General features: G+C 61.0%; 23 protein-coding genes and 1 riboswitch. Of the genes, 8 read left to right on the top strand and 15 right to left on the bottom strand.

Annotated features, from left to right (window positions below):
• Positions 1–267: 267 nt before the first annotated feature.
• A complete protein-coding gene (locus BFD71_RS40460; RefSeq protein WP_141710647.1) occupies positions 268–459 on the bottom strand; it encodes a hypothetical protein in 192 nt (63 codons plus the stop codon).
• Positions 460–572: 113 nt separating this feature from the next.
• On the opposite strand from BFD71_RS40460, the gene BFD71_RS12150 reads away from it, so the two are divergent.
• The 4 genes from BFD71_RS12150 to BFD71_RS12135 are packed head-to-tail and all read left to right on the top strand — an operon-like array spanning position 573 to position 3,849.
• Complete coding sequence (locus BFD71_RS12150; protein WP_083245211.1) at positions 573–1,439, top strand: transporter substrate-binding domain-containing protein; 867 nt, start codon at positions 573–575, stop codon at positions 1,437–1,439.
• Entirely contained in the window at positions 1,436–2,179 is a 744-nt protein-coding gene (locus BFD71_RS12145; RefSeq protein WP_069263944.1) for an amino acid ABC transporter permease, read from the top strand. The genes BFD71_RS12150 and BFD71_RS12145 overlap by 4 nt, the downstream gene beginning before the upstream one ends.
• A complete protein-coding gene (locus BFD71_RS12140; protein WP_069263940.1) occupies positions 2,169–2,972 on the top strand; it encodes an amino acid ABC transporter permease in 804 nt (267 codons plus the stop codon). The genes BFD71_RS12145 and BFD71_RS12140 overlap by 11 nt, the downstream gene beginning before the upstream one ends.
• Complete coding sequence (locus BFD71_RS12135) at positions 2,959–3,849, top strand: amino acid ABC transporter ATP-binding protein (protein ID WP_083245210.1); 891 nt, start codon at positions 2,959–2,961, stop codon at positions 3,847–3,849. The genes BFD71_RS12140 and BFD71_RS12135 overlap by 14 nt, the downstream gene beginning before the upstream one ends.
• 52 nt (positions 3,850–3,901) lie before the next feature.
• Here BFD71_RS12135 and BFD71_RS12130 read toward each other — a convergent pair whose 3' ends face one another.
• The 5 genes from BFD71_RS12130 to BFD71_RS12110 form a co-directional block, all read right to left on the bottom strand.
• The gene (locus BFD71_RS12130; protein WP_069263936.1) at positions 3,902–5,227 is read right to left on the bottom strand and encodes an LLM class flavin-dependent oxidoreductase; all 1,326 of its coding nucleotides are present in this window, start codon (positions 5,225–5,227) and stop codon (positions 3,902–3,904) included.
• Positions 5,224–6,540 (bottom strand): MmgE/PrpD family protein, encoded by a 1,317-nt coding sequence (locus tag BFD71_RS12125; protein ID WP_256094636.1) that lies wholly within the window; start codon positions 6,538–6,540, stop codon positions 5,224–5,226. Before BFD71_RS12125 ends, BFD71_RS12130 begins: the two co-directional genes overlap by 4 nt.
• 384 nt (positions 6,541–6,924) lie before the next feature.
• The gene (locus BFD71_RS12120) at positions 6,925–7,476 is read right to left on the bottom strand and encodes a glutathione peroxidase (protein ID WP_069264192.1); all 552 of its coding nucleotides are present in this window, start codon (positions 7,474–7,476) and stop codon (positions 6,925–6,927) included.
• A 63-nt stretch (positions 7,477–7,539) separates the two neighbouring features.
• A complete protein-coding gene (locus BFD71_RS12115) occupies positions 7,540–7,866 on the bottom strand; it encodes a hypothetical protein (protein ID WP_176732871.1) in 327 nt (108 codons plus the stop codon).
• Between the two features lie 263 nt (positions 7,867–8,129).
• On the bottom strand, positions 8,130–8,372 hold the full coding sequence (locus tag BFD71_RS12110) for a hypothetical protein (RefSeq protein ID WP_256094635.1): 243 nt from the start codon (positions 8,370–8,372) through the stop codon (positions 8,130–8,132).
• Between the two features lie 359 nt (positions 8,373–8,731).
• Positions 8,732–8,900: riboswitch (FMN riboswitch) on the top strand.
• 72 nt (positions 8,901–8,972) lie between these two features.
• Here BFD71_RS12110 and BFD71_RS12105 point away from each other — a divergent pair.
• On the top strand, positions 8,973–9,473 hold the full coding sequence (locus BFD71_RS12105; protein WP_069263930.1) for a 6,7-dimethyl-8-ribityllumazine synthase: 501 nt from the start codon (positions 8,973–8,975) through the stop codon (positions 9,471–9,473).
• A 381-nt stretch (positions 9,474–9,854) separates the two neighbouring features.
• Here BFD71_RS12105 and BFD71_RS12100 read toward each other — a convergent pair whose 3' ends face one another.
• The 8 genes from BFD71_RS12100 to BFD71_RS12070 form a co-directional block, all read right to left on the bottom strand.
• Positions 9,855–10,625, bottom strand: a complete 771-nt coding sequence (locus BFD71_RS12100) for a ferredoxin--NADP reductase (protein ID WP_069263926.1) — start codon at positions 10,623–10,625, stop codon at positions 9,855–9,857.
• 90 nt (positions 10,626–10,715) lie between these two features.
• The gene (locus tag BFD71_RS12095) at positions 10,716–12,719 is read right to left on the bottom strand and encodes a family 2A encapsulin nanocompartment cargo protein cysteine desulfurase (RefSeq protein ID WP_069263925.1); all 2,004 of its coding nucleotides are present in this window, start codon (positions 12,717–12,719) and stop codon (positions 10,716–10,718) included.
• The gene (locus tag BFD71_RS12090) at positions 12,694–13,626 is read right to left on the bottom strand and encodes a family 2A encapsulin nanocompartment shell protein (RefSeq protein ID WP_069263923.1); all 933 of its coding nucleotides are present in this window, start codon (positions 13,624–13,626) and stop codon (positions 12,694–12,696) included. The genes BFD71_RS12095 and BFD71_RS12090 overlap by 26 nt, the downstream gene beginning before the upstream one ends.
• A 185-nt stretch (positions 13,627–13,811) precedes the next feature.
• Positions 13,812–14,075, bottom strand: coding sequence for a helix-turn-helix domain-containing protein (locus BFD71_RS12085; RefSeq protein WP_069263922.1), 264 nt, complete (start codon positions 14,073–14,075; stop codon positions 13,812–13,814).
• Positions 14,072–15,046 (bottom strand): serine O-acetyltransferase EpsC, encoded by a 975-nt coding sequence (gene epsC / locus BFD71_RS12080; protein WP_069263920.1) that lies wholly within the window; start codon positions 15,044–15,046, stop codon positions 14,072–14,074. The genes BFD71_RS12085 and epsC overlap by 4 nt, the downstream gene beginning before the upstream one ends.
• Positions 15,047–15,104: 58 nt before the next feature.
• Positions 15,105–15,572 carry a rhodanese-like domain-containing protein gene (locus tag BFD71_RS12075; protein WP_069264188.1) on the bottom strand — a complete coding sequence of 156 codons (468 nt, stop codon included), beginning with the start codon at positions 15,570–15,572 and terminating at the stop codon, positions 15,105–15,107.
• 751 nt (positions 15,573–16,323) lie between these two features.
• Positions 16,324–16,644 carry a hypothetical protein gene (locus tag BFD71_RS40455; RefSeq protein WP_141710645.1) on the bottom strand — a complete coding sequence of 107 codons (321 nt, stop codon included), beginning with the start codon at positions 16,642–16,644 and terminating at the stop codon, positions 16,324–16,326.
• Between the two features lie 54 nt (positions 16,645–16,698).
• On the bottom strand, positions 16,699–18,093 hold the full coding sequence (locus BFD71_RS12070) for a phospholipase D-like domain-containing protein (RefSeq protein ID WP_141710644.1): 1,395 nt from the start codon (positions 18,091–18,093) through the stop codon (positions 16,699–16,701).
• Between the two features lie 360 nt (positions 18,094–18,453).
• Here BFD71_RS12070 and BFD71_RS12065 point away from each other — a divergent pair, with 360 nt between their 5' ends.
• Entirely contained in the window at positions 18,454–18,774 is a 321-nt protein-coding gene (locus BFD71_RS12065) for a hypothetical protein (RefSeq protein WP_083245209.1), read from the top strand.
• A 176-nt stretch (positions 18,775–18,950) separates the two neighbouring features.
• Complete coding sequence (locus BFD71_RS12060; protein ID WP_069263913.1) at positions 18,951–19,487, top strand: GNAT family N-acetyltransferase; 537 nt, start codon at positions 18,951–18,953, stop codon at positions 19,485–19,487.
• On the opposite strand, the gene BFD71_RS39060 is transcribed toward BFD71_RS12060, so the two are convergent.
• Positions 19,463–20,260, bottom strand: coding sequence for a DJ-1/PfpI family protein (locus tag BFD71_RS39060; protein ID WP_083245208.1), 798 nt, complete (start codon positions 20,258–20,260; stop codon positions 19,463–19,465). The two genes, BFD71_RS12060 and BFD71_RS39060, sit on opposite strands and share 25 nt — an antisense overlap.
• 410 nt (positions 20,261–20,670) lie before the next feature.
• Between BFD71_RS39060 and BFD71_RS39055 the strand changes: the two genes are divergently transcribed.
• Positions 20,671–21,111, top strand: a complete 441-nt coding sequence (locus BFD71_RS39055) for an NUDIX hydrolase (protein ID WP_083245207.1) — start codon at positions 20,671–20,673, stop codon at positions 21,109–21,111.
• Positions 21,112–21,364 lie beyond the last annotated feature (253 nt).

Raw genomic sequence — 21,364 nt, 5'->3', positions numbered from 1 at the left:
CAGATCACTCATCCACGCGTCTCCTGTCCGAATCGTGTTCAAAGGGGCAACGTAATGCTTCGCGATTGGAACACGACCATCCTTCGGCGGTTGGTTACCGCACCGGCGACATGCTCGCGTCAAACCGTCGATTTGTACCTGAAAAATGCTTCGAAAGCAAAATTGCCGCGTGCCGACGGAACGCGTGACGAGCCGATGGCCTAGGTGGCGAGTCGCGCGCTCAGGTTACGAATACGTCCGGGAGATCTCCGGCAAGCCCGTCGGCCGTCACGGAATGGTCAAGCGTGGGGTAGCCAATTTCGCGTTTCGAATAGCGTGCGAAACGACGTATTCGCCGGCATGACGGCACCCCGCGGTCACTGCATGCCAAGGCAGTGCTTCCATCGCAATGACGTCGACGACCTCTGCATAAATGCACAAATCAGATAACGGTATGAAAAATGGTTGGTTCTGGATCATTTGGCGTTTCCAGAGAATAGCCGCTCGGGGTATCGCTGCCGGACGTACGCGCCACATGGCGCCTGCGCCTCGGCAGAAACTGCTCACCGTCTTTCTACGTTTGGTCATCCGCCATGTTCCATTGCTTTACCCCGAAAGATCGGGTCAGCGGCCTTCTGCGCGCTTTGCTCGGCTCAACTGTGCTCTCTGCACTCACGCTGTTGGGTGCCGGCGCGGCGCACGCCGACAGCACGCTCGACCGCATCCACGAGCGCCACAAGGTCGTAGTCGGCGTGATCCTGTCTGGACCGCCGTTTGGCTCGCTCGATCCTGCCACGCAAAATCCCGTCGGATTCAACATCGACCTGGCGCAGAGCCTCGCCAGCCATCTGGGCGTCGCAATCGAGATGGTGCCGGTGCAGCCTTCGAATCGCGTGCAGTTCCTGCAGCAAGGCAAGGTCGATGCGCTGATCGCCAATATGGAGGTGACAAAGGAACGCGCCGAGATCCTGTCGTATCCGCCCACCCCGTTCGAAGAAATCGGCGGCGCGCTGATCACCCGCAAGGACAGCGGAATCAACTCGTGGAACGACCTGCGCGGCAAACCGGTATGTGTATCCCAAGGGAGTAACTATGCCAGGCCGCTGGCCGACGAGTACGGTGCGCAGGTGAAGGCGTTCCGCGGCCAGCCCGAATCGCTGCTCGCGCTGCGCGGCAACAACTGCGTCGCGGCAGTGCACGTCGCGCCCACGCTGCGTCTGCTCGTGGCGAAGAATCCGGACTGGAAGGACTATACGATTCCGGTGTCCAATGACCTGATTCCGTCACCTTCGGTGATCTGGGTTCGCAAGGGTGAAACCGACGCGCAGAATGCCTTCGAGAAGGTCGTGGAGGACTGGCACCGCAGCGGCTGGCTGATTGAAACCGAACGCAAAAATGGCATGCAGCCGTCACAGTCGGTGCTCGACCTGCACGCCCGCTTCAAGGCGAAGCCTGCATGAGCCCTGCGCCGCTCGAGGCGGCGGTAGCCGCGCTGAACCGCATCGGGCTCCACTACGGCTTCGTGCTTGACCCCGACGATCGGGCATCCTTTCTCCGTGGCATGGTCGTCACAATCGAGCTGGCGGCCGTCACCGCGCTCTTCAGCCTCGTCGCCGGCATTCTGCTCGCCTCGATGCTGGCGTCGCCACGGACCACGCTTGCCCGAATTGCGCGTGCGTTCATCGAACTCACGCGCAATACACCCACCCTCGTGCAGCTTTTCTGCGCTTTCCTCGTGCTCAACATGCTGCTGAGCGAAGCGCTGCGCCAGCTTGGCGGCAATCCGCTTACGCCGTTCATCTGGAGTGTCGTCGTTATCGCCGTGCACAAAGGCGCGTTTCATGCTGATGCCCTGCGCGCCGGCATCGAGGCCGTGCCGCACACAACGCTCGAGGCCGCTCAGGCACTCGGATACAGCCGGCGGCAGCGGTTCTGGCATATACAGCTGCCGCTCGCAGTGCGCTTCGCGCTTCCCACGCTCGTCAACAACACGGTCGATCTTGTGAAGATGACGACGATCGCATCGGCAATTGCCGTCGGCGAAGTCACGTACGCGTCGATCATGATCTGGACGCAGCGCGACAACGTGCTCGAACTGATGATCCTGATCCTGCTGTTCTTTGGCGTGCTGACGTTTGCGGTCAACGCCGCCGGCCGCTGGATCGAGCGTCGTTTAAGGATGCCCGGCTATGGCCACTGATCCGCTTGCCACACCCGAGGGCCCGTCACGCCGTCGGCCAGGGACGCTCGCAGCCCTGATCGCGGTGGCAGCGCTTCTCGCACTGGCCGAACGCGAGCTGGCCGCACATACGCACAACACCGCGCTTGCAGCACTCGTTACCTGGGCGCCGGCGCTCGGCAAGGCGCTGCTCGTCAACATAGGCATCAGCGTGCTTGCCATCGCCATCGGCACACTCACAGGTCTCGTGCTCGGACCCTTGCTGCTTTCCGCCCTAGTGCCCGTTCGCATCGCCGCGCGCGCCTACTTGCAGGTGTTTCGTAACGCGCCGCTGCTCGTGCTCATTTACTTTTCGACCTATGTGTTTCCATTCGAAATTCCGCTCGGCGCACACACGCTTCCCTTTCCCGACTGGTTCAAGGTGACGCTAGGCCTCGCGCTCCCGGCGAGCGCGAATGTGGCGGAAATTTTTCGCGGCGCGATCCAGTCGATTCCGCACGCTCAGTGGGATGCCGCGCGTTCGCTGGCGTTCCGCCGCGCCCAGGTGTACCGCTGGATCATCCTGCCGCAGTGCGTGAAGCGCATGCTGCCGCCCTGGATGAACCTGTATGCCAGTATCACAATGGGTACCGCACTTTCATCGCTCGTAGGCGTTCACGATCTGCTCGACACCGCACAGGTCGCGAGCAATACCGTGGCACGGACGGACTTCACCGTGCTGGTCTACTTCGCCGTGCTGGGTTTGTTCTTCGTTTACTGCTATCCGATCGCACGCTTCACGCGATACCTCGAAAAACATTATGCGTTCAGTTGAGTCCATCACACCAGCCCCGGCGGATTTGTCACGCCCCTCAACGACCGCCGCGACGGTTGACGCCCGTCGGCCACTTGTCAAGCTGCGCAACGTGCATTTGTCGTTCGGCGGCAACGCGGTCCTGAACGGCATCGATCTCGATGTCTTCCAGGGTCAGGCCGTATCGATCATCGGTCCGTCCGGCTCCGGCAAATCGACGATCCTGCGTTGCATCACCGGCCTGCTCAAGCCGCAAAGCGGCACGATCGAGGTGGACGGCACAAGGGTCGACCTGTTGAAGTCGGAGCGGGACGAGATCGCGTTACGCAAGCGTGTCGGGTTCGTGTTCCAGCAGTACAACCTCTTCCCCCATCTGAGTGTGCTCGACAATCTCGTGGCCGCGCCCGTCCGTATCCTCGGCCGCGACAAGGCGAGCGCGGTCCGCGACGCCAATGCACTGCTCGAAAAGGTACGCCTTGCCCACAAGGCGCACGCGTATCCCGGCGAACTCTCTGGCGGCCAGCAGCAGCGTGTGGCGATCGCTCGCGCGCTAGCGATGCGGCCGGACCTGATCCTGTTCGACGAGGTGACCTCTGCGCTCGATCCGGAAATGGTGGGGGAAGTGCTGAACGTGATTCGGGATCTGGTGAAGGACGGCATGACCTGCGTATTGGTGACGCACGAAATGCGCTTTGCCGAAGAGGTCAGCGATGCGGTGTTCTTCACGGAGGCCGGCCTGATCGTCGAACATGGCCGGGCAGAACAACTGTTTCACGAGCCGGCTAGCCCACGCACGCGCGCGTTCCTCACACGTTCGCTGGGCAACGTGCAGGAACGCGTCAGCCGGAACGGCGAGCGCACCCCAGTGCAGTTCGATCTGCACAAGTTCGCGGTTTGATTGCGGGATCCCCCTGCAGCGCAACGATGCGGCGCATGACGCGCCGCTCGCCTCACGTCGCGACGTAGCGGCTCGCCGGACGTGACAGCCCGAGATGGTCACGCAGCGTGGTGCCCGTGTACTCGGTTCGAAACAGGCCACGCCTGCGCAACTCGGGCACGACGAGCTCCGCAAAGTCATCGAGGCCACCCGGAAAGTATGGCGGCATGATGTTGAAACCGTCCGCGCCTTCGCCGACAAACCACTCTTCGAGCGCGTCCGCCACCTGGGTGGGCGTGCCCCACACGATCCGATGACCGCGTGCCCCCGCGACGAGATGATAGAGCTCGCGCAGTGTGAGGTTCTCGCGACGCGCAAGGTCGGTCAGCAGTTTCGCACGACTTTTAAGCTGGTCCGATTCGGGCAGGTCGGGCAAAGGCCCGTCGAGCGGGTACTTCGACACGTCGTGGCCAAGGCGATCTGAAAGCAGTGTCAAGGCGCCGGACGTGTCGGTCCATGCCTGCAACCGCGCATATTTGTCCTTCGCCTCCTGCTCGGTCCGACCGATCACGGGGAACACACCAGGCATCACGTGAAGCTGGTCGCCGTCACGGCCATACTTCGCGAGCCGGCCCTTCAGGTCGCGATAGAACGTGCGTGCTTCCTCCAGCGTCTGCTGCGCCGTGAAGACCACCTCGGCCGTGCGAGCCGCCAGTTCCTGCCCCGGCCCCGACGAACCCGCCTGAATGACCACCGGATGGCCCTGCGGCGGACGCGATGCATTCAATGGTCCCTTCACCGAGAAGAAGCGTCCCTCGTGGGCGAGGGTGTGCACCTTCGCGGGATCGAAGTACACGCCGCTGGTCTTGTCGCGCACGACAGCATCATCGTCCCAGCTGTCCCACAGGCCCTTGACGACATCAACGAACTCACCCGCCATCTCGTAGCGCAGTGCATGATCCGGGTGATTGCCACGCGTAAAGTTGGCCGCTGTGCGATCGTAGGAGGTCGTGACGACGTTCCACGCGGCGCGGCCGTTGCTCAGATGATCGAGCGACGCAAAGGCACGCGCGATGTGATAAGGCTCGCTATAGGTCGTCGACGCCGTCGCGGCAAGCCCTATATGACGGGTGCCCATTGCGAGCGCCGACAACAGGCAGAGCGGCTCGAAGCGCATCGCCATCGAAGGATGCGCGTCTGGGCCGCTCGTCAGCCCATCGGCCAGAAAGACCATGTCGAACTTCGCGCGCTCGGCGGTTTGCGTGATTCGCTGCATCAGCGCGAAATTTTCGCTGCCGGACTCCGCGTCCGGGTGCCGCCAGCCCGCCACATGATGCCCTGCCCCCTGAATGAAGAGGCCGAGGCGCATCTGGCGACGAGGGGAAGTGTGTTGGCTCATGCGTTGATCCGGGAAAAGGCTTGAAAGACGAAGGCGAGATCGTCGGCGCTCTGCATGGCTTCGACCGCAGTGGGCAATGTAAGCAGCGTGCGATCGTGCCGTACGGCATCAGCGAACTTTGCATGCAGGTCGGCAGCACTGACGAGGCGCCTAGTCGTGTGGCTCACGGCCTTGCCGTCCATGAGCGTAATGTCGACCGTCGAAAAACGGGTCGCCGGGTCCGTCGATGCACGGGGTGCCGTTTCATCGTGCCGCCGCACCACGCGCGCCGCAAGCGCGATCACATCCTGGCGCACCGGCTCATCGGCGAATGTCTCGACACCGGCCGCGCCGTCGATCAGTGCGGCGGCCAGCGCGTATTCAACGCTGAAACGAGCCTCGAGGCCGGTCTCGGGCAAGACCGAGGCGAGCGGCGTGTCGCCGCCAGGTGGAAACGTGACGGTAATCCGCTCGATGTTCGCCGCGTTCAAGTTGTACGTGTCGCGCAGTCGGAACGCCGCATCGAGTGCGTGATGCGTTGCGGTACAGCATGGCCATGGCTTGAAATACAGGCCGGGCGAAACGATTTGCCAGGGCGTGCCCCAGGCCTCGAGCACACGCGCGGGCTGTGCAGCGCCACCGCCAAACACCGAAAAGAAGCCCGTGGGACCATCGAGGGCGCCGGGCGCGCCCTGTAGGCCCGCTGCCGCCAGCTGAGCCGCCAGCAGGCCCGCGCGCGCCGCCTGCCCTGCGTGGAGCGGCTTCGCTTCGCTACCGAACTGAAGACGCAGTCCGGATGACTGGGTGGCGGCAAGACCGAGGGCGTTCTCTACGCCCGCCTTGCTCAGGCCCAACATGTGGGCGGCCGCTGCCGCGGCGCCGAGCGTACCGAGCGTCGCCGTGTTATGAAAACCTTGTTCGTAGTGACGGCTGCCGAGCGCGAGACCGAGACGCGCCATTGTCTCGACACCGACCACATATGCGGCCAGCAGTTCACGAGCGCTGCTGCGCCGTGTCTGCGCGAGTGCAAACAGCGCCGGCAGAAGCACGGCGCTCGGGTGACCGCGAACACTGCTGTGAACGTCGTCGTAGTCGAGCGCGTGGCCCGCATAGCCATTGAGGAGCGCTGCATCGAGCGCGGAGACCTCCTGCGCCAGCCCGATCGCTGCCGCTTCGCCACGGCTCGCCGGGGCAATCACTTCAAAAAGTTTGTGATATCCCGTATCGGCCGCACCCGCGAATGCGGCCGCCAGGTAGTCGAGCACACCGCGGCGCGCAGCGGCGATCGCCTCTGCGTCGTCAAACGGCGTCGCGCTGGCCACCCGGTCAGCCAACCCACTCGTAACGGGGTTCGGCGATGAATCAATAGCGAATTCGGATGAGGATGACATGTCACACAATGAATTTCTGAGGGCACGCGTGTGACGGTTGCTGCGCCAGTGCCGCACCGGCGAACTGCTGGGAGCCCCGTGACGGCCAGGCAAGCGCCCTTGACCGGCCCCGCAGCACGCACAATGCGCCACGGATGCTAAAGGAGGCAATGGAACGCCACAAAGAAGATTTCCTGCTTTGAATATCGCACTTTTTCCGATGCAAATATTGCAGCTTTCATCAAGAATCGATACTCAATGGGTCTATACTTTGGCCGCGGGAGCGCGCGGAAGCAAACAGACGATCTATATGACCGAATACTGCATTGCCAACGATTTGGCAAACGCCTAACAAGCCTTCGCCAGCTCGGAATCGATCGCCGCCACCAGCGCGGCATCGTCGGCTGCTACATTGGGCGCGAAGCGCGCCACCACCTTGCCCTCGCGGCTCACCAAAAATTTCTCAAAATTCCATAGCACGTCGGGCGCGGAATTCGGCTCGATGCCGTAACCCTTCAGCCGCTCGCGGAATGGGCCGTCTCCGATGGCCTGCGGCTGTGCTTGCGTCAAGGCTCGATACAGCGGATGCTGGTCCTCACCGACGACTGAAATCTTCGAGAACAGCGGAAACTTCACACCATAGGACACGGAGCAGAAGGATTGAATTTCCTCGTCTGTACCCGGCTCCTGGCCCTTAAAGTTGTTCGCCGGAAATGCAAGCACTTCGAGACCACGCTCGCGCTTACCTTCGTAAAGCGTTTCGAGGCCTTCGTACTGCGGCGTCAGCCCGCACTTCGAAGCCACGTTCACGACCAGCAGCACTTTGCCCTCGAAAGGACGCAGGGTCGTGGCGGCTCCATTGATCGCATTGACAGAAATGTCGTACAGCGTCGTGCTCATGTCGATATCCTCCCCCATTGACGGGTCGATGAAAAGGTCAGCAGCGCGTACGCCGCAGTGTCATCAGGATCCTGGCAGTTCCGTGAGCATTGCGTAGTGCGCAGCCACCGGCCGTCTGGGCAGCCCCGAGAACGGGCTCAGTACGTGGCCATAGGCAACGGTCTTGCCGATCCCATTGACGAGCAGCATGAAGATGATTTGCGAATCCTGCCGCAACACTGCCTCCGTCTCGATCGCATCGGCTAGCAGCGGTACGAGCGCACTGTGGTGAGGCCGTACCAGGCGCTCAATCAAAACGGCGAAACGCGCTCTGATCGCAATAAATATGTCCATGTCGGCGTAATCGTTCGATCCGTGCGAAATCTGGCGGTATCTGCGGGAAAGCATCATTTATTCAATGACTTGAAAAACCGTCGATTTCACAAATACCACGATCTGGAAAGGCCTCGCTACGCGCGGCAATGCACACGGCCACCGCCAAATTCTCCCCGGATCGAACGATTATCCCTATGCGAACTTTTCTTCGTCTTGTTACGCGAAAAACCGGAAGATATCACTCATTCGGAACTCAGTGGAAGCAGTGTTTTTCAGGTCAAAAGCCCGGCGGCGATTTGGCGCACCGTCTGGCCTCGCGTAAGCAGACGGGCACCGCGTCAACACGCAGCCGGCTTGCCGCGCTGGTCGATCCAGAGTCGAGCCCAGCGAGATGCATATGCGATGGCGTGATCGGATTCGAAAAAATAGTCGAGTGCTTCGAAAGAAAACGACAACTCATGCGCGGGTGCCCCGCTCTCAATGGTCAGGTTTGCCGCGTATAACCCGCTTGGCAACGCCTGCGCAGCCGGTTCAACGTTGTATCCCTTGTATCGCACGAAGGTTCCCTTGAAGACGCCCACGGACACGAGCGTCCGCAGCACTTCATCCTAGCGCGCGAATCGCGCGACACCAAAGAATGCTTTGGCGTTAGCAAATTAGGATTGGCATCACTTCGTCATCACGACGCGCTTCGCGACGTGGATCAGATTGTTCACGTTCGAACACCTGATTCATGACGACCGCAAAAGTTTCTCGTCGCGCTGAACCTGCGCAACCACAAGCCAGGGATCGGTGCGCCGAATCAGCTGTTCAGTAAGGACTCCGTCACGTAGCCGCCACTCCGAAATCTTGCAGGATGCCGGCTTCGCCGTTTCCGGTCGACCTCATGCCGCCACATATTTTCGAGATTCGTGATACGGTACGTACCGTTCGCCAAAGAACGCGTTCTCGGGGCGGGGTGCAATTCCCCACCGGCGGTAATGGTGCATCCATGATGGCCTAGCCCGCAAGCGCTCCGCTTCTACAGGCAATATGGCGTGATAGCGGAGGTCAGCAGACCCGGTTAGATTCCGGGGCCGACGGTACAGTCCGGATAAAAGAGAACAGGATAGCCTGCATCTTTCGCTGCGTGCGATGGGCATGGCGCTCCTTCGCCCTGTTCACACAAACAGGTTTAATCCATGAACACCTCTACCTCCATCGAAGCACAAGCAGGCATTGCACCTTCCGGCAAACGTCCGCGCATTGCTTTTGTCCAGGCTTGCTGGCACCGCGATATCGTCGACCAATGCAAGACTGCATTTATTGAGTCGATTCAAAAATATGGATACGTCGCCGAAGACATTGTCCTGTACGAAGTTGCCGGGGCATTCGAAATTCCGTTGCACGCGAAACGGCTTGCGCAAAGCGGCCAGTATTCGGCTGTCGTCGCCGCCGGCCTGATTGTCGACGGCGGTATCTACCGCCACGATTTTGTCGCCACGGCCGTTATCAACGGCCTCATGCAGGTACAACTGGAAACCGGTACGCCTGTGTTTTCCGCCGTGCTCACACCGCATCACTTCCACAGCGGGCAAGAGCACGTTGCTTTCTTTCGCGAGCACTTCTTCGTGAAGGGCGCCGAATCGGCGCATGCCTGCGCCGATACGGTGAACAAGCTTGCAATGTTGCCTGTGAGCTGAATCCGTCTCGGACGTGTTCGTCCCCGGCAACTCGTGCGTCCGGGGGGCGGCAACTGCGTTGCACGCTTCGTCCACACGCACCAGTTTCTGTATAGGGCGCTTGCGCGGCGCCACGAATACCCGTTGGTCAGATAGCCTGATCGTGGTGAACGTACCTCGCCGCGTCACTTCCGGTAGATTCGTCGGATTGCGCGCTACCCCGCATTACGTGGTCGAAGATATGCAGGCAGTCTCCACGTTCAATATCGCAGCAGCGTCGTTGGCCACCACGACATCACAACGTGAACCCGCCTTCTGAGCTGACCCGCCCTGCCCGATGACCCGGCGCTGCCGCCACGTGCCGGGCATCGCACGACGACTGTCCGTCAGGCGCCCGGCACATCAATCGACGAACGCGCGCTCGATCACGTAGTGACCTGGCGCGCTATTCTTGCCTTCAACGAGACCGGCCGCACTCAACAGCGTGGTCGTGTCCTTTAGCATCGCGGTACTGCCGCACAGCATTATGCGGTCGTTCTCCGGCGTGAATGCCGGAACGCCCAGATCCTCGAACAGCTTGCCTGACGCGATCAGATCAGTAATCCGGCCCTCGTTGTCGAACGCTTCGCGCGTGACAGTCGGGTAATAGACAAGCTTTTCCTTGATGATGTCGCCGAGGTATTCGTGACCTGGCAGATCGTGCCTGATGAAGTCCATGTACGCGAGCTCGCCCTTCAGGCGGCATGTATGCGTGAGGATGACGCGCTCGAAGCGCTCGTAAATATCTGGATCTCGTATGATCGACAGGAAGGGCGCAAGCCCCGTACCGGTCGACAACAGCCACAGTGTCTTGCCGGGCAGCAGGTTATCAACGATCAGCGTCCCGGTCGGCTTCCTGCCGATCAGCACGGTGTCTCCCACCTTCAGATGCTGCAGCCGCGACGTCAACGGGCCGTCCTGCACCTTGATGCTGAAGAACTCGAGGTGCTCCTCGTAATTCGGGCTGACAATGCTGTAGGCGCGCGCAAGCGCTTTGCCTTCGACATCAAGGCCAACCATCGTGAACTCCCCGTTGTTGAAACGAAGGCCCGGTTCACGTGTGCAGGTGAAGCTGAAAAGCGTCTCCGTCCAATGGTGGACGGATTGGACAGTGGCAGTATCGTATTTGCTCATCAATCGACTGGATTTCCGTGATGCGTCGCCAAAAATAGGGCAAGGCGCGGGAACGGTAGCCGTCATGCGCGCTGCCGCCCCGCGTTTGCGTTACTGGCGCGGCGCCAGAGCGCGCACGACGGACACCAGCGCATCGACTTCCGCGCAGGTGTTGTAGAACGCAAGCGATGGCCGCACGGTCGCTTCGAGGCCGAAGCGCCGCAGGATCGGCTGGGCGCAGTGATGCCCGGCGCGCACCGCGATGCCTTCGCGGCTCAATGCCTGCCCTACCTCCTCGGTCGTATAGCCCTTCAGCACGAACGAGAGCACGCTCGCCTTGTCGCGCGCCGTACCAATGAGCCGTACGCCCGGCACCGGTGCGAGCACGCTCGTTGCATACGCAAGCAGATCGTGCTCGTACCGCGCGATATTCTCGATGCCGATGCGGTTCACATAGTTGAGCGCCGCACCAAGTCCCACGGCATCGGCAATATTGCCGGTGCCGGCTTCGAAGCGCGCGGGCGCCCCATGAAACACGGTTTTCTCGAACGTGACGTCCTGGATCATGTTGCCACCGCCCTGCCATGGCGGCATGGCTTCGAGCACTTCGCGCTTGCCGTAGACGACGCCGATACCGGTTGGCCCATAGATCTTGTGGCCAGAGAACACGAAGAAGTCGGCGTCGAGCGCCTGCACGTCCACGCGCATGTGCGAGATCGACTGGGCACCGTCGACGAGCGCTCGCGCGCCCGCGCGATGCGCGAGCTCCACGATCTCCCGCACCGGCACCACCGTGCCGAGAGCGTTCGATACCTGCGTGACCGAAACGATCTTCGTGCGGTCGTTGAGCAGCTTGCGATACTCGTCCAGCAGCACCTGGCCCGAGTCGTCGACGGGAATCACGCGCAGCTTTGCACCCTTGAGCGCAGCGAGTTGCTGCCACGGCACGATGTTCGCGTGGTGCTCGAGGTGTGAGACGACGATCTCGTCGCCTTCGCCGACGTTCTGCACGCCCCACGACTTCGCGATCAGATTGATTGCCTCTGTCGTGCCGCGCACGAAAACGATCTCTTCGGGCGACGAAGCGCCGATGAAGCGCTGCACGGTCTTGCGCGCATGCTCGTAGGCGTCGGTTGCGCGCGCGGCCAGTGCATGCGCGGCGCGATGGATGTTCGAGTTCTCATGCGCGTAAAAGTACGCGAGCCGGTCGATGACGGTCTGCGGCTTGTGCGTCGTGGCGGCGTTATCGAACCAGACGAGCGGCTTGCCGTTCACACGCTCCTGCAGGATCGGAAAGTCGCGGCGCACGGCATTGACGTCGAAAGGCGGATGGGCACCGCGCAACCCGTCGGCCGAGGGCGCTGCGTTTTCGCGCCCCGCCAGAAAATAGCGGGCGGCACCATCGTGCGCGCCGTACTCCGGGCGATTAAGCGTGAGCAGCCCGCGCAACGCGTCGTCGCCTGGCAATCCGAATGCCTCGGGCGTTGCGCGGCCCTGCGCAGGTACCACGATCTCCTGTGCCTCGCGCTGCCAGCCGTGCCCAGCCGAATCCGTGAAATAGAACGGCGAGCGCTCGCCCGCGCCGGCTTTGGCCTCGGCGGAAACCGGTTCGGCCGCTGCATACGCTTGCGGCACGCCAAGCAGCGTGCCGCCCACGCGCGGCTCCTGCGCGGGCGCGATCGATACCGCGTTGTCCGGGAGGCCGTTCGTGGCGGCCGCGTGCGGCGCGAGCGCAGGCGCGCGGTTGCCGAGCGCGAGGACGTGCGTAGGCGCGGAAGGCGCGAGATTGGCCCCCGGCACCTTGCCTTGCAGCAGTTCCAGGCCCGGCACGCCAGTGCCCGTGCCGCCGGGCCCCGCGAGCGGCGAGCCAGCTGGCGCGGGATTGCTGAGCGACGCGAGTATCGGCGCGGCAGCCGGCAACGCGGAAGGCACGCCACCCACCGCGCCACTGCCTGCCGCCACGTGAGGTGCGCCCGCGCTGCCCGGCAGCGTACTGAAGAACTCGTTGGCGAGCCGCGCGAGTGTAGCGGGGTCCGGCAGTCCGCCCGGCAGCGGAGCGTGTGCGCCCGCTTGCGGCAGCGACGCCGGATTAGCGGTAGGTGTCAGGGTAGTCATGGTACTTGCCGATTTCCACGTCATCGAGGACGGCCAGCGCATCCGGCGAATGGACCGCGAGCGAGCAATACAGTGAGATCAGATACGACGCGATCGCCTGATTGTTGATCCCCATGAAGCGCACCGAAAGACCCGGCCCCTGCTCGCCCGCCACGCCGGGCTGATAGAGGCCAACCACGCCCTGGCGCTTGTCGCCCACGCGTAGCAGCAGGATCTTGGTCTTGCCGTCGGCGACCGGCACCTTGTCGGACGGAATCAGCGGAATGCCGCGCCACGTGAGGAACTGTAAGCCGAACAGGCTGACCGTCGGCGGCGGCACGCCGCGGCGCGTGCATTCACGGCCGAACGCGGCAATCGCGAGCGGATGGGTAAGGAAGAACGCGGGCTCTTTCCAGACCTTCGTGAGCAGTTCGTCGAGGTCGTCGGGCGTGGGCGCGCCCGTCAGCGGGAAAATGCGCTGCTCTTCCTCGACATTCGCCAGCAGGCCATAGTCGGGATTGTTGATGAGCTGGCTTTCCTGCAACTCCTTGATCGTCTCGATCGTGAGGCGCAGCTGTTCCTTGATCTGGTCGTGCGGGCTGCTGTAGAGGTCGGAAATACGCGTATGAACGTCGAGCACCGTGCTCACCGCGTTGAGGAAATACTCGCGCGGCTGCTCTTCGTACGGCACGAAGGTCGTGGGCAGCGTGCCTTCGTCTTCGCGCGCCGTGCAGGTAGCGCGCACTGCTTCGGGATCCTTAACGCGATTCAGACGATAGATGCCCGCTTCGACCGGCACCCATTGCAGCAAGTGCGTGAGCCAGCGTGGCGTGATCGTGGAAAGCTGCGGGACGGTCTTGGTGGCATTCGCCAGTTGCCGCGCGGCGTTGTCGCCAAGCGCGGTCTGGCTGCTCAGAGTCGTAGACATATAGGAGGGCTCCGGGTCCTTATAACGAAAACTGCATTGCTTATCACGACAGCAGATTATGGGAAGCCCTTATGCGCGGCTCAACCGGCTATAGGCGTCAAAGAACAGCAAAAGGCGCCATCGAACGGCAGCAGGCGGCGGTTGTGCAACGTCGTCCGGCACACGAAAAAACGTATGGAAAGTGCTTACCGATTCAGTTGCCGGCCCGGCAGCGCCACGGCGCTCGCCACGCCTGCCACCCCGCCGACGAGTAGCTCGCCGATGCTCACACCCAGCGCGTGCGAGAGCTTTTCCACGGTGACGATCGAAGCGATGGCCGTGCCGCGTTCGATTTCGCCGACATAGGTGCGGTTGAGCCCGGCATGCTCGGCGAGGCGCTCCTGCGACCATGCGTGCGCCTCGCGCAAACGTCGCACGGTGGCGCCGAAGTCGTGGACGATGGCGCTCATCGCGGCGCGTCCGCTGCTATCGCAAACGATGCGGGAGCGCCGGCCTCGGCGGACACGCTCGCAAGCGGCGCGCGAGTTTCGTGGCGCGAGATCGCCTGGGTGACGTGTGCGCCAGGCGGCACGCTCTCAGTCAGCCAGACGTTGCCGCCAATGACAGCGCCGCGGCCGAGCGTGACGCGCCCGAGAATCGTGGCGCCCGCGTAGATCACGACATCATCCTCGACGATGGGGTGCCGCGCGAGGCCCTTCTCGAGATTGCCAGCCGCGTCACGCGGAAACCGCTTCGCGCCGAGCGTGACGGCCTGGTACACACGAACCCGCTCGCCGATGATCGCCGTTTCTCCGATCACGACGCCCGTGCCATGATCGATGAAGAACGCGCTGCCGATCTGCGCGCCCGGATGGATGTCAATGCCGGTGGCCGCGTGCGCCAGCTCCGAAATGATGCGCGCGAGCAGCGGCAGCCCGAGCAGATACAGTTCGTGCGCAAACCGGTGATGCGTGATGGCGAGCACACCGGGGTAGCAGAGGAGCACCTCGTCCACGCTGCCCGCTGCGGGGTCACCGTTGAACGCGGCAAGCACGTCGGTGTCGAGCAGCGCGCGGATGGCCGGCAAGCGCTGGGCAAATGCGCGCACGGCAGCCAGTGCGCGCGCGTCGATTTCACCGGGGTTGGCCTCGACATGCCGCGCCTTGTAGCGCAGCTCGAGCCGCGCCTGCGCGAGCAGGGCGTGCAGTGCCGCGTCGAGCGCGTGGCCAACGTAGAAGTTCTCACTCTCCTGGCGCAGATCCGGCGGTCCGAGCCGCATGGGAAACAGCACGCCCTTGAGCGTTTCGATGACCTCGGCCAGCGCTTCGCGCGCCGGCAGATCACGCCCGCCCGGCTCCAGCGCGCGCCGCTGCAATTCGCGCCATTGTTGTCGAACGCCCTGCAGCGCGTCGACGATCTCAGCCACATGAAATACTGTCACGCCAGTTCTCTCTTCGTTATCCGTGTGAATGATCCGGCGCGCGGGTGAGCATGCCGTTCTAGTCCTGCACCCACGGCAGGCCATGAAAACGCCAGCCGTTGCTCAGGCCGCGATGCCCCGCCGCGTCCAGCTCGCCTTCGAAGCCTTCGGTTACGTTGAACACATGAAAAAAGCCCGCCCTGGCGGCCGCCTCCGCGGCCTGCGCCGAGCGGTTGCCGCTGCGGCACAGCAGCACGATCGCAGCGCTCTTACCCGTCTTCGCCTCCAGCTCACGCACGAAGCGCGGATTGCGTGTGAGGCTCGTGCCCGTGGCCCAGGCGACATGCAAGGTGCCTGGCGCGTGGCCAACGAACTTGCGCTCCTCGGCGGTGCGCACATCCACGAGCACCACCTCGCCTGCCTGGTGGAGCGCCCATGCCTGCTGCGGCGTCACGCTTCCCGCATAGGGCAGCCCGGCCGCTTGCGCGTTGCCGCGCGCCGCTACGAGATCCGCGTGCAGCGGCTTTTCCTGCAGTTCCACTGTCATCAGTGCCTCCATGTCATGTTGGCGGCACTCATCCGAACCGTTCGTGGGTTGCCGCCTTTAGCCATCAGGATTCGACTATGCGGGCACGGCCGCGCGCTTCCAACCAATTAAAACTGCTATCCAAATGGGAGCGCTCATTGGATGCAATTGCACCACTCTGAAAACGATTGCAGATGAATTCGGATTCGAGAGCCTTCGACCGTCTGGCGGACGGCCGGCGAGGAAAACCGCTGCGCGGGGATTTCCCTGATCTTTGCCTTCGTCGGTCGACGGGTAGTTCTTCGTCTTCGAGAGGATTGTTCGCCCACCTGGCGTACCCTTGAGCGCCGATCCGTGAATTCCTCGCTGGTAGGGGTGCCGTAAAGATTGGGCTTTATCGTACGTTTAGCGGCGATCTCGCCAGGCCACGGTCGTAGTCGCTCAAGACAGAAATAGGGAGCGCTCACAACCCTGCGGCAGGCGGACGGAGTGGCCCGTACCAGCGGAGCTGGAACTGCCTGTCGGGAGGGGGCGGTCGAGTGGCGTGCCGTCCTCGCGACTTCCAGTTAGATTTCCGTGTACACATACCGTTCTCCAAGGGGATGCCCCCTGGAGAACCCTGCCGGCTCCGACCGGTGGAGGCAACGCCGCGCGAGGCGCGGCTTTGCCCGTGCGCGACCAGCGCAACTGCATATCACGTATCGCCAGCGACGGGACGCACAACACTGCTGCTTGGGCGGTTGCGCACGCAACAGGTCAACACGACAATCATTCAGCCGTCCTGTAGTGCCCAGCCAAGGGGGCACAGCGATGAGCGAAACACGGGTTCGGATTTTTCCAGACGTTTCTGCTGTTCAGTGATCTCGAAAACGACGGCGACGCATTTGGCGCGCTCGTGCCGGTTTCTCAAACCATCGGCGCCAGCTGGAGGTGGACGACCCGCTCTGTGCCCGAAGCCGAACGGCCGGCACTGCTGGCCAGACTGCAGGACCCGGCTCGCGCAACGGAAGACGACCGCGAGCGGGCTGAGGCCTTCTCGATCAGGCCGCTGGGCCTCTTCCTCGCGCACGAGGGATCCTTCGTAGTTCTCCAAAGCCGTCGCTCAAGTGTTACGTGCCAGGAACATGGTGTAGAAGTCCGTTCTGCTTCAGGTTCCATACCGCGAGGGGGCCATCTCAAACGCCCGCCCCTTCCACTCGAAATTGCCTTCGCGGAAACGTTGCGCATTGTCGTGTGCAATACGGCGGTAAAGCTTCAACGCTGAACGGTCGTCAATGTCAGTAGTGTCCTCACCGAGATGTTCGCGCAGGAGTTCGCGCCTCAACGCTCGCACCCAATCGTGATCCCAGATAGCGGCGTTAATCTCGGTGTGTCCGGTTAGGGAATTTGAATGAAGGTTGCACGATCCGATCGTTGCCCATTTATCATCGACCAGCATGAGCTTGGCATGAACGTACACTTGGCCGCGACCGCCCCTGGAAATCGGAGCTGTGAGCCCGACGAGAGTGAAATTGTCATATTCGCCCAAGGCCTCGATTCGACTGAAAAATTCTCTGCGCTCGGCGGTTTGACGCCACTGGCGCACGTAGTCTTCAGGTTCGCCTGGAGCGAGGAAAACAACGTGTACCCCGCGTTTTAGTGCCCGCTCGATTTCAAGGGCGAACGCTGGGACTGGCAGGGCCTGATTTTCGATATAAATCGAACTGCGAGCTGCCCGGATTGCATTCAGATATTGATTTGAGATGGACTGCTCGCCGGCGCCAATGTCATAGGAAGTTCCGCCGGGAGTCGCATGACTGTTGTGATACCGGCCAGCGTGAACGTTACGTTGAATCTGTACCACGCTGTTGCCGGCAGATTCGGACGCACGCACGGGGAAAGAAAGCGTGTCTTGGTCGTCATGTGGCCACCTCCCATCGATCAAGTCCCGCTCGCTGGCCTCGTTCCACCTTTGAACGAAGTTGTGATGTACGTCGGTCGCGGAAGGGCCCGTCACTTCCACGTATACATCGTGCCTGCCTCCATCGCCAGTATTGTCCAGGTCAACTATATTGAACGTTGGGTTGATCCCGCCGATAAAGGCTGTCTCGGATCGATGACCAGCATCGATCAACCAAGACTTTTGGTGCTGACAGAATCCCTTGGGCGCGCGGTCCCAGCGGGCGCGAAAACGCGAGCTTCGCGCGCGAAGCATTTGAAAGTCCGCCTCCGTTCCGGCGAATACTTGCCCATACCGAGAACTTTCCAGATTGGGCCGCCAGAAAATGACGCGAACATCTACGCCTCGCGCGACTGCGCGGTCCAAAACGTCCAAGAAGGTACCGTGGCCATCGGGCATGTTGAAGTCGGCCAGAACGAATGCGACAGTCAGCCATACGCTGAGCTGCGCGTTATGCACAGCTTCGCAAATCCTTCTGAACGCCGGGCCGCTTTCGACGAGTGGTCTCAAACGGTTTCCAGCGCGGGCAGGGTATGAGCCGGGATTTACGAGCGGGATGTAGCTGATAATGTTTTCGACGACTGTCGATTTCGACGCTTCCACAGACGCTCCGTCGGATCAATTCGGGCCTTTATTAGCGATTGTCGGCGATTTCGGTTCGTCTATGAGTGACCAAAATTGGCGTTACCTGCACTTGAGCCGCTGACAGGGCGACCGTCCGGATTGGATCCGTCTATCGCCGGTTGCTGCATCCGCAGTCTCGGCGTTCGAATACCGTTTGCATGAGGCACTGATCGGCCAGAACTTGTCATTCGACTTTCGCCCTCAGATCGTAGACAATCGAAGATGAAGTCGGACCGTACAGCGGTAAAGCGCTGTCCGCCAGATCCCGAACTCACAGTTCTCGGAACGAAGTCTCTGTCGTAGTGCCGGTTCTCTTCACGGAAAATTTGAGGTGTTGCTTTGACAACGAGCAGGATCGATCAGCTTGTCCAAAAAATTGCCTCTTTGCAGCAGGAGTTGAATGATGAGCAATTTACGGAGCTTCGGCTGTATCGTCGTGATACTGCGATCTACGAACTGTCGAGTGCCGTCAATCATACACTCGCCTGCTGGTTGAGCGAGAACTATCGACCAATTGACATTCTTGTCGAGCGCGGCAGGAACTTCATACGCGAAACGCCTACCGAGAATCCAATCGCATTGGTGCACTACGCCCTTGCGGAAGAGTTCTTCGAGACTGTGCAGGCGGCCTTGGAAATGATTCCACGCGCGAAGGCATGAACACACCTGTTGTGTGAGTCGCGGGCCGGGGACGAACAGACACGTCAGGTCGTGGGACGCCGTGCGGCTATGAAGAGACGGTCGAGACAATTGCCTAGATTATTGACAATCCTTGAAACCATGAAGAATAACGTCCAATCTGGATAAAATAAAAATCACGCGATTGAGGACAATGCATGAGAATCGAAGTTGCCCCTGCCTCGGGGTATCCAGGTGTCTCGCTTCGGCAGCTCGAACGCTTTGATGTGGACGCCTGGTACGCATATATGGCGCTGCCGCATGTCGTCGAGCATACGAGTTGGAACTTGCATTCGCGAGCGGATCTCTTGCCCATGTTTGACGCATTGGAGTCGACCTCACCTGAGTCCATACGACGGCTCGCCATCGTGAGCAATGTTGATGAGGCGTTGATCGGTACGATCGGGTTCCACACCGTTTCCGCTGTAAACCGCACCGCCGAAATTGCCTACGACCTTTCACCGGAATACTGGGGGAGAGGAATTGCTAGCGCGGTTTGCAATGCCCTCACTACATGGTCCTTTGACACGTACAGTTTTGTTCGCGTCCAAGGCACTGTGTTGAAAAGCAATTCGCGTTCGGCGCAAGTTCTCCAGCGCTGCCAATATCGATATGAAGGTCTTCTTCGCAGTTATCGGATGGTACGTGGGATACCAGGAGACTTCGCTCTTTACTCGAGGCTGGCGGCCGATTGACATGGGCCACTGGTCGACCGCTTTCGGCCAGTCGGCATTGAGCCTGGAAAGTTCGCGAGGCGTGCTGCCGCACGCTCCGTCGCGATCCTGCGACGTTCGACAAACGATGAGATTTTTACTCGGGTTGCTTCAATAAGGGCCGGTGGGGCCGTACGCGGCGAACCGGATTCAAAAGGAGGATGGGGGTCATATTCCATCTGGAGTTGTACCTCCTGCGCCACCTGGTCGCCCGAAAGGTGGGCTAGTAGGGTCAGGGCGAAGTCAATGCCGGATGTCACGCCTGCACCCGTAATACGGTTCCGGTCTCGCACTACGCGCTCGTGCACCGGTTCCGCTCCAAGCAGGCTCAACTGATCAATGGACGACCAATGGCAAGTGGCCCGGAAACCCGTGAGCAGCCCAGCCGCACCCAGCACAAGTGATCCCGTACAGACGGAGGTAATCAGGCTGCAGCCTAGAGCGATCCGCCGAAGGAATTGCAGGGTAACGTCGTCATCCATAAGTTCGACTTGACCAGGACCACCGGGAACGCAGATTACATCCAGCCTTGGGCAATCGTTGAACGTGGTCGTTGGTAAAATGCTGAGACCCCGGTCAGACGGTACAGGATCGAGTGTCTTCCACAGCAAGTGGACTTCGGCACCGGGCATTCGTCCAAACACTTCTGCCGGTCCAGTCAGATCAAGTTGCGTCAGCCTTGGAAAGAGAACAAGGCCGATCCGGGTGTTTTCACTATTCACGAGGGCTTCCAGAGATAAAGGAACGTCATACATCGTGAAGGATGCTAGCCTTCAGCGACATTCACCGCTTGACGTTACACGATATCGTCCCGCCCGCTTTATCAAAAAATCCGGATAGCATTTCGGCGCTGGATATATGAATGGTGCTTATTTTGTCGAGAGCTTCGTCCAGCTAGTCTGGAAGACGGCCAATGAACGGCCGTTGTCCGGAAAGTTGACCGACGGCTTCGGGTCGGTTATGCATGTTGCAAGAGACGTGCGCCGGGCGCGAGCGGCGTGCCCGGTCGTGGGACGCAGTGCGGTGCGGCCACAATGCGACGTTCGATGCACGCACATGGATCGTCGACAATGTTCCAAGACGCCTTGCCGGTATCCGCAAGTGCACAGATTCATTATCAAGGTTAGAGTTATTGCCTCGGCTAAACAACTGATCGAAGGCAAACATGAAGTGGCCATCTGCTTTTAGCGGGTCCAAGATTGCCCTTTTCAAGGGGCGTGAAATCCTTGTCTATCGCCGAGACGATAAGCCGGGGATTCCTTTTCCGGGATTGTGGGATTTGCCCGGGGGGGGCCGAGAAGGAGATGAGACCCCAGAGGAATGCGCCTTTCGTGAGGTCTTCGAAGAATTCGGAATAAGCATAAAAGCTAATCGGATTTACTGGTCGAAATCCTATCCCGCAGCTTCCCCGAATGGACTTCCACAATGTTTTTTTGCTGGATGGCTTACAAATACGGATGTCGCCGCGATACGTTTCGGCGATGAGGGGCAAGCGTGGTCACTCATGGACGTGGGAGCTTACTTGCGGCTCCCGGACGCAATTAGCACGCTCCAACAGCGCGTCTCAGAATACCTTGAGATTCAAGCCGTACGCGCGACGGAATGACCGCTCTGGACCGTTGTAATCGTCCCTTCAGGGTTGTGATGTGAGCCTGCCGCATCGCTCTGAAACGGCCATTGAGAGCCGCCGCTCACGCAAGTAAAGTTGTATCTACCGTTGTGCGGCGCGCAATTTCTCGCTGCGGGGCTCCTGGCAAGGCTGAAGCGGCAGTTTCCATTGCAAGTAAAGTTGTGTCTATCGTCGAGCCGGCCGTCAAGTAAAGTTGTATCGCGTTGCGCGAAATCAACTAATCTTGTGT

Source organism: Paraburkholderia nodosa, assembly GCF_001718195.1.
GTDB classification, from domain to species: Bacteria; Pseudomonadota; Gammaproteobacteria; order Burkholderiales; family Burkholderiaceae; genus Paraburkholderia; species Paraburkholderia nodosa_A.
The sequence above is the reverse complement of the archived record's forward strand: the minus strand, read 5'-3'. Positions and strand labels throughout refer to the sequence as shown.

What these genes read in the sequence shown, in the direction of transcription:
- BFD71_RS12145 (WP_069263944.1), top strand. Translation starts at nt 1,436, where the DNA reads ATGAGCCCTGCGCCGCTCGAGGCGGCGGTAGCCGCGCTGAACCGCATC.
- BFD71_RS40460 (WP_141710647.1), bottom strand. Translation starts at nt 459, where the DNA reads ATGATCCAGAACCAACCATTTTTCATACCGTTATCTGATTTGTGCATT.
- BFD71_RS12095 (WP_069263925.1), bottom strand. Translation starts at nt 12,719, where the DNA reads ATGACTACCCTGACACCTACCGCTAATCCGGCGTCGCTGCCGCAAGCG.
- BFD71_RS12075 (WP_069264188.1), bottom strand. Translation starts at nt 15,572, where the DNA reads ATGACAGTGGAACTGCAGGAAAAGCCGCTGCACGCGGATCTCGTAGCG.
- BFD71_RS12060 (WP_069263913.1), top strand. Translation starts at nt 18,951, where the DNA reads ATGAGAATCGAAGTTGCCCCTGCCTCGGGGTATCCAGGTGTCTCGCTT.
- BFD71_RS12130 (WP_069263936.1), bottom strand. Translation starts at nt 5,227, where the DNA reads ATGAGCCAACACACTTCCCCTCGTCGCCAGATGCGCCTCGGCCTCTTC.
- BFD71_RS12105 (WP_069263930.1), top strand. Translation starts at nt 8,973, where the DNA reads ATGAACACCTCTACCTCCATCGAAGCACAAGCAGGCATTGCACCTTCC.
- BFD71_RS39060 (WP_083245208.1), bottom strand. Translation starts at nt 20,260, where the DNA reads ATGTATGACGTTCCTTTATCTCTGGAAGCCCTCGTGAATAGTGAAAAC.
- BFD71_RS12150 (WP_083245211.1), top strand. Translation starts at nt 573, where the DNA reads ATGTTCCATTGCTTTACCCCGAAAGATCGGGTCAGCGGCCTTCTGCGC.
- BFD71_RS12120 (WP_069264192.1), bottom strand. Translation starts at nt 7,476, where the DNA reads ATGAGCACGACGCTGTACGACATTTCTGTCAATGCGATCAATGGAGCC.
- BFD71_RS12140 (WP_069263940.1), top strand. Translation starts at nt 2,169, where the DNA reads ATGGCCACTGATCCGCTTGCCACACCCGAGGGCCCGTCACGCCGTCGG.
- BFD71_RS12135 (WP_083245210.1), top strand. Translation starts at nt 2,959, where the DNA reads ATGCGTTCAGTTGAGTCCATCACACCAGCCCCGGCGGATTTGTCACGC.
- BFD71_RS39055 (WP_083245207.1), top strand. Translation starts at nt 20,671, where the DNA reads ATGAAGTGGCCATCTGCTTTTAGCGGGTCCAAGATTGCCCTTTTCAAG.
- BFD71_RS12115 (WP_176732871.1), bottom strand. Translation starts at nt 7,866, where the DNA reads ATGATGCTTTCCCGCAGATACCGCCAGATTTCGCACGGATCGAACGAT.
- BFD71_RS12090 (WP_069263923.1), bottom strand. Translation starts at nt 13,626, where the DNA reads ATGTCTACGACTCTGAGCAGCCAGACCGCGCTTGGCGACAACGCCGCG.
- BFD71_RS12100 (WP_069263926.1), bottom strand. Translation starts at nt 10,625, where the DNA reads ATGAGCAAATACGATACTGCCACTGTCCAATCCGTCCACCATTGGACG.
- BFD71_RS12085 (WP_069263922.1), bottom strand. Translation starts at nt 14,075, where the DNA reads ATGAGCGCCATCGTCCACGACTTCGGCGCCACCGTGCGACGTTTGCGC.